11 protein-coding genes and 1 tRNA gene are annotated in these 13086 nt (G+C 65.4%); 4 read left to right on the top strand and 8 right to left on the bottom strand.

All coding sequences use genetic code 11. From position 1 onward, the window contains the following. Positions 1-54: 54 nt before the first annotated feature. The 7 genes from glyS to miaB all read right to left on the bottom strand — a co-directional run bounded on the left by glyS (position 55) and on the right by miaB (position 8772). A complete protein-coding gene (glyS, locus tag HD883_RS10560) occupies positions 55-2196 on the bottom strand; it encodes a glycine--tRNA ligase subunit beta (RefSeq protein ID WP_179585750.1) in 2142 nt (713 codons plus the stop codon). Then, positions 2197-3093, bottom strand: coding sequence for a glycine--tRNA ligase subunit alpha (glyQ, locus tag HD883_RS10555; RefSeq protein ID WP_179585752.1), 897 nt, complete (start codon positions 3091-3093; stop codon positions 2197-2199). 88 nt (positions 3094-3181) lie between these two features. Continuing rightward, positions 3182-4876 (bottom strand): apolipoprotein N-acyltransferase, encoded by a 1695-nt coding sequence (lnt, locus tag HD883_RS10550; RefSeq protein ID WP_179585754.1) that lies wholly within the window; start codon positions 4874-4876, stop codon positions 3182-3184. 10 nt (positions 4877-4886) lie between these two features. Next, the gene (locus tag HD883_RS10545) at positions 4887-5780 is read right to left on the bottom strand and encodes an HlyC/CorC family transporter (RefSeq protein ID WP_179585756.1); all 894 of its coding nucleotides are present in this window, start codon (positions 5778-5780) and stop codon (positions 4887-4889) included. 28 nt (positions 5781-5808) lie between these two features. Continuing rightward, on the bottom strand, positions 5809-6297 hold the full coding sequence (ybeY, locus tag HD883_RS10540; RefSeq protein ID WP_179585758.1) for an rRNA maturation RNase YbeY: 489 nt from the start codon (positions 6295-6297) through the stop codon (positions 5809-5811). Positions 6298-6355: 58 nt separating this feature from the next. Then, positions 6356-7378 carry a PhoH family protein gene (locus HD883_RS10535; protein WP_179585760.1) on the bottom strand — a complete coding sequence of 341 codons (1023 nt, stop codon included), beginning with the start codon at positions 7376-7378 and terminating at the stop codon, positions 6356-6358. Beyond that, positions 7375-8772, bottom strand: coding sequence for a tRNA (N6-isopentenyl adenosine(37)-C2)-methylthiotransferase MiaB (gene miaB, locus HD883_RS10530; protein ID WP_179585762.1), 1398 nt, complete (start codon positions 8770-8772; stop codon positions 7375-7377). Before miaB ends, HD883_RS10535 begins: the two co-directional genes overlap by 4 nt. Before the next feature lie 139 nt (positions 8773-8911). Here miaB and HD883_RS10525 point away from each other — a divergent pair, with 139 nt between their 5' ends. From HD883_RS10525 to HD883_RS10510, 4 genes are all read left to right on the top strand, one after another. Then, positions 8912-9490 (top strand): ANTAR domain-containing response regulator, encoded by a 579-nt coding sequence (locus tag HD883_RS10525; protein WP_179585764.1) that lies wholly within the window; start codon positions 8912-8914, stop codon positions 9488-9490. Positions 9491-9819: 329 nt separating this feature from the next. After that, positions 9820-11013 carry a CmpA/NrtA family ABC transporter substrate-binding protein gene (locus HD883_RS10520; RefSeq protein ID WP_179585766.1) on the top strand — a complete coding sequence of 398 codons (1194 nt, stop codon included), beginning with the start codon at positions 9820-9822 and terminating at the stop codon, positions 11011-11013. Continuing rightward, positions 11010-11930, top strand: a complete 921-nt coding sequence (cobA, locus tag HD883_RS10515; protein WP_179585768.1) for a uroporphyrinogen-III C-methyltransferase — start codon at positions 11010-11012, stop codon at positions 11928-11930. The genes HD883_RS10520 and cobA overlap by 4 nt, the downstream gene beginning before the upstream one ends. Before the next feature lie 367 nt (positions 11931-12297). Further along, a tRNA-Met gene (locus tag HD883_RS10510) sits at positions 12298-12374 on the top strand. A 16-nt stretch (positions 12375-12390) separates the two neighbouring features. Here HD883_RS10510 and HD883_RS10505 read toward each other — a convergent pair. Then, positions 12391-12957 (bottom strand): site-specific integrase, encoded by a 567-nt coding sequence (locus HD883_RS10505; RefSeq protein ID WP_179585770.1) that lies wholly within the window; start codon positions 12955-12957, stop codon positions 12391-12393. Between the last annotated feature and the right edge of the window lie 129 nt (positions 12958-13086).

Raw genomic sequence — 13086 nt, 5'->3', positions numbered from 1 at the left:
TGGCGCCGGTCTTGCCCGCGGGCTTGCCAGCCGGTTTGTTGGAGACGGGCTTGATCACGCGGCCGCCAGACGGGAAAGGTCCGCCACGCGGTTCATCACCCCGTGCAGATCGGCCAGAAGCGCCAGGCGGTTGGCGCGCAGCGCCGGGTCTTCTGCCATGACCATCACATCCGCAAAGAAGGCATCCACCGGGCCGCGCGCTTCGGACAGCACCGTCAGCGCACCCGAAAAATCGCCTGCCGCAAAACGCGATTCGGCTTCGGGCCGCAGGCGTTCCACCGTGGCCGCCAGGGCCTGCTCGGCCGGATCCACCAGGCGGGCCGGATCAACCTTGCCGATCTTGCCTTCACCTTCGTTCTTTTTCAGGATATTGCCGATCCGCTTGTTGGCGGCCGCCAGGCTGGCGGCTTCGGGCAGGGCGCCGAAGGCCACGACGGCGCGCACGCGGGCGGGCACTTCTTCCAGCGGCGGCGTGACGGCAATGACCGCGTCCACGGCCGACCGGTCGTACGTCGCGGCCAGCTGGTTGCGATAACGCTCGAACACAAAGGCGCGCACTTCAGTCACGATGACAGCCGCTGCCGACGTGCCAAAGGTGGCCGCCGCGCGTTCCAGCAGCAGGTCCAGCGTAAACGGTTCGCCGCCCGTGCCCAGGCGATCCCCGGCGGCCAGCTGTTCAAAGGCGCTGATCAGGCCAAGCGCCGCGCGGCGCAGACCAAACGGATCCTTGTCGCCGGTGGGCACCAGGCCAATGCTCCAGATCCCGACCAGCGTCTCGGCGCGGTCGGCAATGAACAGCGCCGCCGCCACGGCGGTTTCGTCTTCCACCGCATCATCGAAACGGATGCGGTACTGATCGCGGATCGCGGCCACCACGGCCGGGTCTTCCCCATCGGCCACGGCGTAGTAGGAACCCATCAGGCCCTGCAGTTCCGGAAATTCGCCCACCATGCCGGTGACCAGATCGGTCTTGGCCAGCAGCGCGGCGCGGTCCGCCAGCTTAGGGTCGGTGCCGATGCGTTCGGCCACCCACGAGGCCAGTTGGCGCACGCGCTGTACACGGTCCAGCTGCGAACCCAGCTTGTTGTGATAGACGATGGTGCCAAGCTGATCGACCCGCGAGGCCAGCGACGTCTTTTTGTCGGTTTCGAAAAAGAAGCGCGCGTCGGCCAGGCGTGGGCGCACGACCCGCTGATTGCCGTCAACGATGTTGGCCGGATCGGTCAGCGCCATGTTGCTGACGATCAGGAAACGGTTGGTCAGCTTCCTGCCGTCCGATTCGAACAGCGGAAAGTACTTCTGGTTCAGGCGCATGGTGAGGATCAGGCATTCCTGCGGCACGGCCAGGAATTCCGGTTCGAACTCGCCCACGTACACGGTGGGGTACTCGACCAAGGCATTCACTTCGTCCAGCAGGGGGCCGACGTCACTTTCGTCACCCAGCGATGCGTTCAGGCGCGCGGCATGGTCGCGCAGCTGCTTTTCAATATTGTCGCGGCGCGCGTCGAACGCGGCGATCACGCGGCCCTGGCCGGCCAGCTTGTCTTCATAGCTGTCGGCCGACGGCAGGTCGATCGTGCCGCTGGACTGGAAGCGGTGACCGGTCGTGCTGCGGCCCGACTTCAGGCCCAGAATGGAAATGTCGACCACGTCGTTGCCGTACAGCGCGACCAGGCCATGGGCCGGGCGCACGAACTTGACGGTGGTTTCACCATCGGCCAGCTGATAGCTCATGACCTTCGGGATCGGCAACTTGGTCAGCGCGTCTTCGACGATGCCTTGCAGCACTGCCGTCAGCGCCGCGCCGGGCGCCACACCGCGATAGACCAGGTTCTCGTTTTTGCCATCGGACTCGCGCGCGAGGGTCGACACGTCCAGGTCATGCAGGCCCTTGGCGGCCAGCTTCTTGAGCAGGGCGGGCGATGCCTTGCCGTCGGCCGTCAGGCCCACGCTGGCAGGCATCAGCTTTTCGGCAAAGGCGGCGTCAGCGCCTTGCGCCAGCACGGCCGACAGGCGCACGGCCAGGCGGCGCGGCGACGCAAACGGCGTGACGGTATTGCCGTCAGCCAGCAGGCCGCGGGCCGACAGGCCGGCCGCCACGCCATCGGCAAACGCATGACCCAGGCGGTTCAGCGCCTTGGGGGGCAGCTCTTCGGTAAACAGTTCGATCAGCAGGGGCTGGGAAGCGTGCGCCATTTATGCAGCCTCCTTGCGCGCCAGCATCGGGAAGCCCAGGCGTTCGCGGGACTCGTAATAGCTCTGCGCAACGGCGCGCGACAGATTGCGGATGCGGCCGATGTAGGCGGCGCGCTCGGTGACGCTGATCGCGCCGCGCGCATCCAGCAGGTTGAACGTGTGGGCGGCTTTCAGGACCATCTCGTAGGCGGGCAAAGCCAGGGGCACCTCGACAAGGTGCTTGGCCTGGGTTTCGTAATCGGTAAAGTGCTGGAACAGGATATCGGGCGACGAGTGCTCGAAGTTATAGGTCGACTGTTCCACTTCGTTCTGGTGATACACATCACGGTAGGTCAGCTTGCCGTGCGGGCTGTCGGTCCAGACCAGGTCGTACAGGCTTTCAACGCCCTGCAGATACATGGCCAGGCGTTCGATCCCGTAGGTGATCTCGCCGGTGGTCGGCTTGCAGTCGATGCCGCCGACCTGCTGGAAGTACGTGAACTGGGTCACTTCCATGCCGTTGAGCCAGACTTCCCAGCCCAGGCCCCAGGCGCCCAGCGTGGGGTTTTCCCAGTCATCTTCCACGAAGCGGACGTCGTGCTGCTGCGGGTCGATGCCAAGCGCCTTGAGCGAGCCGATGTACAGCTCGAGGATGTCGGTGGGCGCCGGCTTGAGCACGACCTGGAACTGATAGTAGTGCTGCAAGCGGTTGGGGTTCTCGCCGTACCGGCCGTCGCTGGGGCGCCGCGAGGGCTGCACATACGCCGCACGCCAGGGCTCGGGGCCAAGTGCACGCAGGAAGGTCGCGGTATGGGACGTGCCCGCGCCGACTTCCATGTCGTACGGCTGCAGCAGCGCGCAGCCTTGTTGGGCCCAGTATTCCTGGAGTCGAAGAATGATCTGTTGAAATGTCAGCATGGTGTTCGCGGTGAATTCGGCGCTTGCTTGCCGAGGGTACGTCCGGTCCTGCCCGGCGAGGGCGGACCGCAAGACGAAAGGGGGGATTTTAACTGCGCCGGGCCGATCGCGCCGTCTTTGTCTGGGCGGGGGCCTTGCGGCGCTTGCGGTGCCATGTCAAAAAGGCCAGCAGGGCAAGCAGCACGCCCAGCACCGGGGCGTTGCCGGTGCGCGCATACGGCGTCAATCCGGTCGTGCCCTGCACGGTTGCATCAAGCGCGCCGACGGTCAGCGGACGCAGCTGCGACTGCACGTTGCCGGTGGCGTCGATGACGGCGGTCATGCCGGTATTGGTCGCGCGCAGCATGGGCCGTTCGGTCTCGCGCACCCGCATCCGCGACATCTGCAGATGCTGCGGCAAGGCGAGCGAATCGCCGAACCACGCCAGGTTGCTGACGTTGGCCAGAATGGTGGCGCCGGCTTCCAGATCGGCGTCGTCGTCGGGCGCCTGTTCGGGCGCATCGTCGTCATCGCCACTCCACGGCCGGATGGCGGGCAGCAGTTCTTCACCGAACACGTCTTCGTAGCAGATGTTCATGGCGACGTGCTGACCCGCGATCGCGAACGGCCGCTGGCGTGGCGCGCCGCGGTCGAAATCGCCCAGCGGCATCACCATGGCATTGACGAACCACTTGAAGCCGGGTGGCACGAATTCGCCAAAGGGCACCAGGTGGTTCTTGCTGTAGCGATGTCCGGGGCGGCCGGCCACCAGCGCGTCTTCGGACGTATTGCCGTCCAGTTCCACGACCCCGTTGTAGAAGTATTCGCGGTCAGGCCGCACGTCGCGCAGCGCCACGCCCAGCACGAAGGTGCTCTTGGCGGTGGCCGCGCTGCCGACCCATTCGCCCCAGGCGGCGGGCGTCAGCTGGTCCTGGAACACCGGCACGGCGGTTTCGGGCAGCAAAGTCAGGTCGATGGGGCGGCCATTGGCCGTCGGCATCTCGGCCAGGCGGCGGTGGGCGTCCATGCCTTGCCAGATGAAGGCCGGATCGAATTTGTCGTCGAGCGGAATATTGGCCTGCACCAGGCGCACGGTGATGGGGTCGCCATGGGGCGTGACCCACGAAATCCGCCCCGCGCCCGCGCCCAAGAGACAGATCAGCACGGCCAGCGCCAGCGGCAGGCCCGCGCCGCGCTGCGTCTTGGCGTGCATCACGAACGCAGCAATGCCCGCCGCGGTCAGGGTCGCCAGGAAGGCCACGCCGTACACGCCGACCAGCGATGCCCAGCCGTGCAACGGCCCGTCGACATGCGCGTAGCCCGCGTTGAGCCACGGAAACCCGGTGAACAGCACGCCGCGTACCCATTCGGCCGCGGTCCAGGCCGTGGCCATCGCGACGGTGGACAGCAGGGCAGTCCAGCGCGTGGGAACCCCGGCAGGAGCATCCGGCCCCCGCGACACCCAGCGCGCGAAGGACGTGGCCGCCGCCGTGAACATCGACAGGTAGGCGGACAGCAGCACCACGCCCATGATGGCCAGGGGCGCGACCATGTGCGCGTACACATGCAGGCTGGTGTAGATCCAGGAAATGCCGACGCCAAAGTGCCCCATGCCGAACACGAAGCCCAGCACCGTGGCGCGCGGTACGGAGGCCGAGCGCCACGTCAGAACGCAGAGACCCGCGAACGCGGCGATCTGGACGAAAGGCAGGAGCCAGGCAGGGAACGGAACAGGCGCAAAGGCCAGGCCGTGGAGCGCGCCCAGCAGCAGGGCGCCCACGAGCGACGCGGAAGGACGACGCACGGCGGCCGGCCTATCGCTCGTCGATCGGCGTCGGCTCGGACCCGTCGTTGGGCAGCCGCGCCACACGCAGCCACAACGCGCGGCGCGCGTCGGCCCGGATCACGTCGAGCTTGAGGTTGTCGCGTTCGATATGGTCGCCGCGGCGGGGGATGCGGCCCAGATTGCCGGCCATCCAGCCACCCACGGTGTCGTATTCGTCGTCGTCCAGCGAAGACCCGAAGGTCTCGTTGAACCGGCGGATGCTGGTCGTGGCCATCACGCGCCAGCGGTTCTTGCCGTCGGGCAGGATGGACTGTTCGACGTCGATGTCGTCGTACTCATCTTCGATCTCGCCAACGATCTGTTCCAGCACGTCTTCGATCGTGATCAGCCCGGCGGTACCGCCATGCTCATCCACCACGATCGCGATGTGGTTGCGGTTGCTGCGGAATTCACGCAGCAGCACGTTCAGTTTCTTGGATTCGGGAATGAACACCGCCGGACGCAAGAGCGTGCGCAGTTCGAGGTGGCGGTCCACCACGCAGCGCAGCAGGTCTTTGGCCAGCAGGATGCCGATCACGTTATCGCGGCTTTCTTCATATACCGGAAAGCGCGAGTGGGCGGTTTCGATGACGCCCGGCAGCAGGGCTTCGATGGGTTCGCTGACTTCCAGCATGTCCATGCGCGACCGCGGGATCATGATGTCGCCGGCGGCCAGTTCGGACACGGCCAGCACGCCTTCGATCATCGACAGCGCTTCGGCGTCGAGGAGGTCGCGACCATAGGCCGCTTCCAGCACCGCCTTCAAGTCTTCGCGGTCTTCCGGCTCGCGATGGATCAGCGCCGAGAGTCGCTCGAAGAAGGTTTTGGGAGGATGTTTGGGCGCACGCGATGCGTACGCCGGACTAGGGGAGGAGTCTGACATCGTCCTGACAGGACAGTTTGTGAAGGTCTCAGGATACCCGATACGGGTCGGGTATTGCCAATTCGGCCAAAATGCGGGTTTCCAGACGCTCCATGCGTGTGGCTTCCCGCGCGTTCAAATGATCGTAACCCAATGCGTGTAGGACGCCGTGAATCACCAGATGCGCGGCGTGATTCAGGAAGGGCTTTTTCTGTTCGCGTGCTTCTTTGACCAGCACCGGCAGGCACAGCACGATGTCACCGCTGGTGGTGCCCGACGGATCGTCGCCGTATTCGAAGGTCAGCACGTTGGTGGCGTAGTCGCGCTCGCGAAAGTCGCGGTTCAATCGACGCCCTTCGGCCGCGCCCACGATCCGCAGGGTCAGGTGGACGGCGGTCGGCGCCGACTTCGACGTGCGCAGATGCTTGAGCGTCAGCGCCACCCAGCGGCGCACGCGCCACCGGGGCAGGCGGTCGTCGTCGACGGCGTACTGCACGGACAGGCTGAGCGGCGTGACAGTGGGCGAAGCCTCGGTCATGTCAACCGCGGCCTGCGGTGTCGTCACTTTCTTCGTTGCCGCCTGCTTTGCCGCCACCTTACTTGCCACTGCTGCTCGCGCCATGCTTTTCATACGCATCGACGATCCGCGCCACCAGCGGATGGCGGACCACGTCGCTGCTTGTGAACTGCGTGAACGAAATGCCTTTGACCGCCGACAGGATGTTCGCAGCGTCCACCAGACCGCTGCGATGGCCCTTGGGCAGGTCGACCTGCGACGGGTCGCCGGTAATCACCGCGCGGCTGCCAAAGCCGATCCGGGTCAGGAACATCTTCATCTGTTCCGGCGTCGTGTTCTGCGCTTCGTCCAGGATCACGAATGCGTTGTTCAGGGTGCGGCCGCGCATGTAGGCCAGCGGCGCGATTTCGATCGCCTGCTTTTCAAACAGCTTGCCGACCTTCTCGAAGCCCAGCAGGTCATACAGCGCGTCGTACAGCGGACGCAGATAAGGGTCGACCTTTTGCGACAGGTCGCCCGGCAGGAAGCCCAGACGTTCGCCGGCTTCCACTGCCGGACGCGTCAGCACGATGCGTTTGACCGATTCGCGTTCCATCGCGTCCACCGCGCAGGCCACGGCCAGATAGGTCTTGCCGGTACCGGCCGGACCCATGCCGAACGAAATGTCGTGCGACAGGATGTTGCGCAGGTAATCGCGCTGGCGCGGCGTACGGCCCTTCAGGTCCTGCCGGCGCGGAATGCGCAGCACGATCTCGGATTCGTTGCCGGTGCCGGGCACCAGGGCGGGCACGTCGCGCGGATCGTGCTGCGTGTCCATGGCGCCCAGTTCGACCAGGGTCAATTGCAGGTCGTCGATGGAAATGGGTTCCTGCGCGCGCTGGTGCAGGAACAGCACGGCTGCGGCGGCATCGTCGGCACGGTCGCCGTCGAAGGTCAGCCGCGTGCCCCGCCGCGTCAGTTCGACGCCATAGGCCGCCGCCAGCTGGCGCAGATTTTCGTCGAGCGGACCGCACAGGTTCGCAAGACGGACATTGTCTTCATCCAGCGTCAGGACGACGGGCAGGTTGCGGCGGGCAGGGGAAGCGGAACGGGGATCTGTCATGCGTGCGAGGGACTCGATTCGGTCATGGCGCCGGAGTGGGCGCCGGGGCTGACGGGGTCGTGCGTCACGACCTCGCCGCGCAGGGTGTGGGACATGGCCGCCGTGATGCGGATGTCGGCCAGGGTTCCGAGCAGCCGCGCGGGCGCCGGGAAGTTGACGATGCGGTTGTTTTCGGTGCGGCCCATGAGTTCGTCGGCGCGCTTGCGCGACACGCCTTCGACCACCACGCGCTGGATCGAACCGACCATGGCTTCGCTGATCGCGGCCGCCTGCTGGTTGATCAGGGCTTGCAGCCGCTGCAGCCGTTCGAGCTTGACCTCTTGCGCCACTTCGTCGTGCAGGTCGGCGGCGGGCGTGCCCGGGCGGCGCGAATACACGAACGAGAACGAGGCATCGAAGTTCACGTCTTCGATCAGCTTCAGGGTCTTGCCGAAATCTTCTTCGGTCTCGCCAGGAAACCCGACGATGAAGTCCGACGACATGACGAGGTCGGGCCGCACGGCGCGCAGGCGTCGCACGATGGACTTGAATTCCAGCGCGGTGTAGCCACGCTTCATGGCCATCAGGATGCGATCGCTGCCGGCCTGCACAGGCAGGTGCAGGAAGGACGTGAGCTTGGGCAACTTGCCGTAGGCGTCGATCAGCCGCTGCGACATCTCTTTGGGATGCGACGTCGTGAAGCGGATGCGTTCGATGCCCGGGATGTCGTGCACGTATTCCAGCAGCAGGGCAAAGTCGGCGATTTCCGCCGTGTCGCCCATCTGGCCGCGGTACGCGTTCACGTTCTGGCCCAGCAACGTGACTTCCTTGACGCCCTGGTCCGCCAGGTCGGAAATTTCGGTCAGCACGTCTTCGAACGGGCGCGACACTTCTTCGCCACGGGTATAGGGCACCACACAGAAGCTGCAGTACTTGCTGCAGCCTTCCATGATCGACACGAAGGCCGACGGGCCGTCAATCCGCGCGGGCGGCAAGTGGTCGAACTTTTCGATTTCGGGGAAACTGATGTCGACCTGCGACTGGCCGGTCACGCGGCGCTTTTCCATCAGCTGGGGCAGGCGGTGCAGCGTTTGCGGGCCGAAGACCACATCGACATACGGCGCGCGCGCCACGATGGCCGCGCCTTCCTGGCTGGCGACGCAGCCGCCCACGCCGATCACCAGGCCAGGCTTGTTGCGTTTGAGCTGCTTGACGCGGCCCAGGTCCGAGAAGACTTTTTCCTGCGCCTTCTCGCGCACCGAACAGGTGTTGAATAGAATCACGTCGGCGTCTTCCGGCGTGTCGGTCAAGACGAGCGGGGAGTCGGCATTGAGCACATCGACCATCTTGTCCGAGTCATACTCGTTCATCTGGCAGCCGAAAGTGCGGATATAGAGTTTGCGGGGTTCGGTCATTGAAGGTGCCGTAACGGGAATTAGCCCGGGGGCAAGCCGGCCAGTTTATCACGCGACCCCGCATGGGCATTGGGGATGGCGGCATCACGAAGCCAGCAATGGCATACAACTTGCGTCGCCGGAAGCGACGGGGAACAACATGCTCAATGTGGTACTGATTAACGACGGATCGGGCAGGGCGGTGTCGCTGCGGAAGACACTGGCCGAAGCGGGCGTCAATGTGATTGCCGAGATCGAGGCCAGCGTCGGAATGGCGAGCGTCATCGCCAAGCTCAAGCCCGATGTCGTGCTGATCGATTCGGACGCGCCCTCGCGCGACACGCTGGAAGACGTCTGTGTGGCAAGCGAACACAGCGCGCGTCCGGTCGTCATGTTCACGGGAGACGGCGGCCGCAATACGATCCGGCTGGCGCTGGAAGTCGGCGTGGCGGCCTATGTCGTCGGTGAAGTGCCCGCCACACGTATCCAGACCTTGCTGGACGTGGCGATCGAACGCTTCAGTGTCGAACGTGAACTGCGCGAAGAGCTGCAGGACGCCAAGAAGAAGCTGGCCGAACGGCAGTGGGTCGACAAGGCCAAGGGCCTGTTGATGCAGCTGCGCGGCGTGTCCGAAGACGAAGCCTACAAGCTGCTGCGCGAACGGGCGATGCAAAGCCAGCGGCGCATCGGTGACGTGGCGCGCGAAATGGTGGAAGTGGCGGGGTGGCTCAAGCCGTGATGCGGCGGCGGCCGGCGCCTTGCGTTGACCGTTTCTGGTGCCTGTATGCATGGGTTTGGTGCACGGCGACCGGAAGCCGCCCTTCGCAGATCGCCTGGCCAACCCAGGAAGGCGGCCAGGCTCCGGCCCGGGTCCCCGCCCTTGCTGGCCAGCCAGCTCAACCGCCGCACACTGGCACGCGCTTTGCATGATGATCAACGAGCGTGGCTCGATGCACCAATGACGGCGCATCGTGACAGCCGCGTCACGGACAACGGCGTCCGTTCAGGTCAGGAAGGTTTCCTGGCGTGGACGGGCGCTTTTTCATTCCGGAACCGAGTGAGCAAGGCATGACATCCCCTCTTTCCCGGCGCGCCGATGGCGACGCCCCAGAACTCGACACCGTCCGGCTAGGCTTCATCCCGCTGGTGGACTGCGCGACCGTTGTCATGGCCGCCGAACTCGGGTTCGACCGGCGCTACGGCATCCGCATCGAACCGGTCCGTCAGGCCTCCTGGTCGATGGTGCGCGACGGTCTGGCCAATGGATCGCTGGACGCATCGCACGCGCTGTACGGCATGGTGTACGGCGCGCATCTGGGCATCGGGTCGGCCGCCACGCCCATGTCGATATTGATGGGCCTGAACCACAACGGCCAGGGCATCACGATCGGCAAAAGCCTGGCGGAGCAGGGTGTGCGGGATGGCTGGTCCATGGCGCGCGCAGTGCGCGACGGCGCCGGCCTGACGTTGGCGCATACCTTTGCCACGGGCACGCATGCAATGTGGCTGGCCTACTGGCTGGCGGCGCACGGCATCGATCCGGCGCGCGATGTGGACCGCGTGGTGGTGCCGCCGCCGCGCATGGTGGCTGCCGCGCAGGAAGGACTGGTACATGCCTTCTGCGTGGGCGAGCCGTGGAACACCCTGGCCGCGCAGCGCAACGAAGGAATCATTGCGTGCACCAGCCAGGCCATCTGGCCGGACCATCCCGAAAAAGTCCTGGCCGCGACCGACGACTGGGTCACGCGCCATCCGAACACCGCGCGCGCCCTGGTCGCCGCGCTGCTGGACACCGCCCGCTATCTGGACACGATGCGCGCCCGCGACGGCGTGGCCCGCCGCCTGGCCGCGGCCGATGCCATCGACCAGCCCTACACGCTGCTGGCCGATTGCCTGCAGGGCATGTCCAGCGATGCGCAGGGCCGCCGCTGGCGCGATACGCACCCGCTGACCTTTTTCAATGACGGGGAAGTGACCTATCCCTTCGTGTCGGACGGCATGTGGTTCCTGACGCAGTTCGTGCGCTGGGGCCTGCTGCGCGACGTGCCGGACTACGAGGCGGTCGCCCGCGCCGTGCATCGGATCGATGTGTACCAGGATGCCGCGGCCATGGCCGGGGTGGCCGTGCCGGCAAGCCCGTGGCGCAGCGCGGTGCTGCTGGACGGCGTCACGTGGGACGCGCGCCATGCCGATACGTATCTGAGCCAGTTTGCCGCTGCTGCATCGACGCCCGCATCGACTTCCAACGAGGTGACGTCATGACATCCGCCCTGATCACGGATCTGCCTGTGTCCGCACTGCCAGCGACGGCGGTGGTGTCTGACGCCTTGTCGTTCAACCCGCTGCCGTCGTCGACGTTTTCGTCCGAGCCCGTGCGGTCCGTGCCCTGCCGCGGCAAGGTCTGGCTGGTCGGCGCGGGCCCGGGGGATCCGGACCTGTTGACCGTGCGTGCCGTCAAGACGCTGGCTGCCTGCACCGTATGGCTGGTCGATGATCTGGTTGGCCCGGGCGTGCTGGAGTTGGCAGCGCCCGGAACCCGCATCGTGCGCGTCGGCAAACGCGGTGGCTGCAAATCGACGCCGCAACCCTTCATCTTGCGGCTGATGCTGCGCTACGCCCGCCAGGGCGAAACCGTGGCGCGCGTGAAGGGCGGCGATGCCTTCATCTTTGGCCGGGGCGGCGAAGAATGGGCGTGGCTGGCCGAACGCGGCGTGCAGGTCGAAGCGGTGGCCGGCCTGACGGCCGGGCTCGCGATCGGCGCGCAGATGGGATTGCCCATCACCCACCGCCAGGTCGCGCGTGGCGTGGCCCTGGTCACGGCGCACACGGTGGACGAAACCGGGGCAGGGTCCCAACCGTATTGGAAGGCCCTGGCGCAAAGCGGCCTGACGATCGTTTGCTACATGGGCATGAGCGACCCGGGCCGCCTGGCGCGCATGCTGATGGCATCCGGCTTCCGGGCCGACCTGCCGGTCGCGGTCGTGCAACGCGCCACCTGTGCGGATCAGCGGCATCTGACGACGACCGTGGCGCACATGGCGGCCGATATCGAGACGCACGACATGGGCAGTCCGGCCGTGATCGTGCTGGGCGATGCAGTGTCCCATGCCATGGCGATGGCGAATGATGTGCTGGACCGCGCGCCGCTGGCTGAAGCGCGGTTGATGACGGCCGGCTGAGCCCGGCGCAGCCGATACAACGCGTGACATCGCGCTGCAGCAATGTTCAGGTTGATGTCAGAGGGTTGGATCTAGACTGCAAGCTCTGAGACGCGCACGGCGTCAAGGGCCATGGCGGAATCCGCAGATCCCCCGATTGGCTCGCTGTGCTGCGACTCTGACACCGATATCGCGCTTCCCCCGCGAGCATATTGAGGCGCGATATTGTGTGCTCCCTATTGGCCCGACAGCAATGTCGGGCCATTTTTTTTGCGGTGTTCCCGATGGGCAGTCGCGACATTCGCGCAGGCAAGCCAATTACTTTACGACGAAACCGGCACGAATTGCGCACGGCAAAAAAATTAGGTATAGTTCGGCCTCTGCATTTGGCGCATTAGCTCAGTCGGTTAGAGCGACGGAATCATAATCCGCAGGTCCGGGGTTCGAATCCCTGATGCGCCACCAAGAATACCGTTGTAAATCAAGCATTTAACGCCACCCTAGCCGGTGGCGTTTTTGCTTCTGGCGCTGGTTGTGCCCAAAACGTGACCGCGCCTGCGTACGCGGCCAGGTGTTCAGGGTTCAGGTGGGCGTACTTCTTGACCATCTCCAGCGTCTCCCAACCCCCAAGCTCCTTGAGTACAAACAGCGGCGTTCCTGCCTGGACATGCCAGCTTGCCCAGGTATGCCGAAGGTCGTGGAAGCGCAAATCCTCAATGCCTGCTCGGGCGCATGCCCGGCCGAACATCTTCGGGTCAATCTGCGGCTGCGGCCGCCCGTTGCGGGTGAACACCAGCGACGGATGAGTGCGCTTGCGCCGCTCGACGATTGCGACCGCCTCGTCATTGAGCGGCACGGCCCTGGCGCGACCTGACTTCGCGTCTGCAGCGGACACCCATGCCAGTCGCCGCGACAGGTCGACTTGGTTGAATCTCACGGTCAGGATTTCCGCAGCCCGCATGCCCGTGGCCAAGGCGCAGGCGCATGCGTCCTTCATCCAGTCCCAAGGGATGGCTTCGATCAAGGCGTCGGCTTGCGCCCGTGTCATCCACCGAACTCGCACGGCCGGCTTTGCCTACTATCTCAACAGCGGCAGCGAACAGTAATCTGGGCGATGACAATGTTAAAGGTTGGCATCACGCGCACCTTGCATACTGGTGCGCATCGTCAAGGCTGC

It is taken from the genome of Pigmentiphaga litoralis (assembly GCF_013408655.1).
Classification (GTDB): Bacteria; Pseudomonadota; Gammaproteobacteria; order Burkholderiales; family Burkholderiaceae_B; genus Pigmentiphaga; species Pigmentiphaga litoralis_A.
Note: the sequence above shows the minus strand (reverse complement) of the source record. Positions and strands in the feature narration are given on the sequence as shown.

Excerpts from the sequence above, each read along its gene's own strand:
- glyS (WP_179585750.1), bottom strand. The coding sequence starts at position 2,196 with ATGGCGCACGCTTCCCAGCCCCTGCTGATCGAACTGTTTACCGAAGAG.
- glyQ (WP_179585752.1), bottom strand. The coding sequence starts at position 3,093 with ATGCTGACATTTCAACAGATCATTCTTCGACTCCAGGAATACTGGGCC.
- HD883_RS10545 (WP_179585756.1), bottom strand. The coding sequence starts at position 5,780 with ATGTCAGACTCCTCCCCTAGTCCGGCGTACGCATCGCGTGCGCCCAAA.
- ybeY (WP_179585758.1), bottom strand. The coding sequence starts at position 6,297 with ATGACCGAGGCTTCGCCCACTGTCACGCCGCTCAGCCTGTCCGTGCAG.
- HD883_RS10535 (WP_179585760.1), bottom strand. The coding sequence starts at position 7,378 with ATGACAGATCCCCGTTCCGCTTCCCCTGCCCGCCGCAACCTGCCCGTC.
- miaB (WP_179585762.1), bottom strand. The coding sequence starts at position 8,772 with ATGACCGAACCCCGCAAACTCTATATCCGCACTTTCGGCTGCCAGATG.
- HD883_RS10525 (WP_179585764.1), top strand. The coding sequence starts at position 8,912 with ATGCTCAATGTGGTACTGATTAACGACGGATCGGGCAGGGCGGTGTCG.
- HD883_RS10520 (WP_179585766.1), top strand. The coding sequence starts at position 9,820 with ATGACATCCCCTCTTTCCCGGCGCGCCGATGGCGACGCCCCAGAACTC.
- cobA (WP_179585768.1), top strand. The coding sequence starts at position 11,010 with ATGACATCCGCCCTGATCACGGATCTGCCTGTGTCCGCACTGCCAGCG.
- HD883_RS10505 (WP_179585770.1), bottom strand. The coding sequence starts at position 12,957 with ATGACACGGGCGCAAGCCGACGCCTTGATCGAAGCCATCCCTTGGGAC.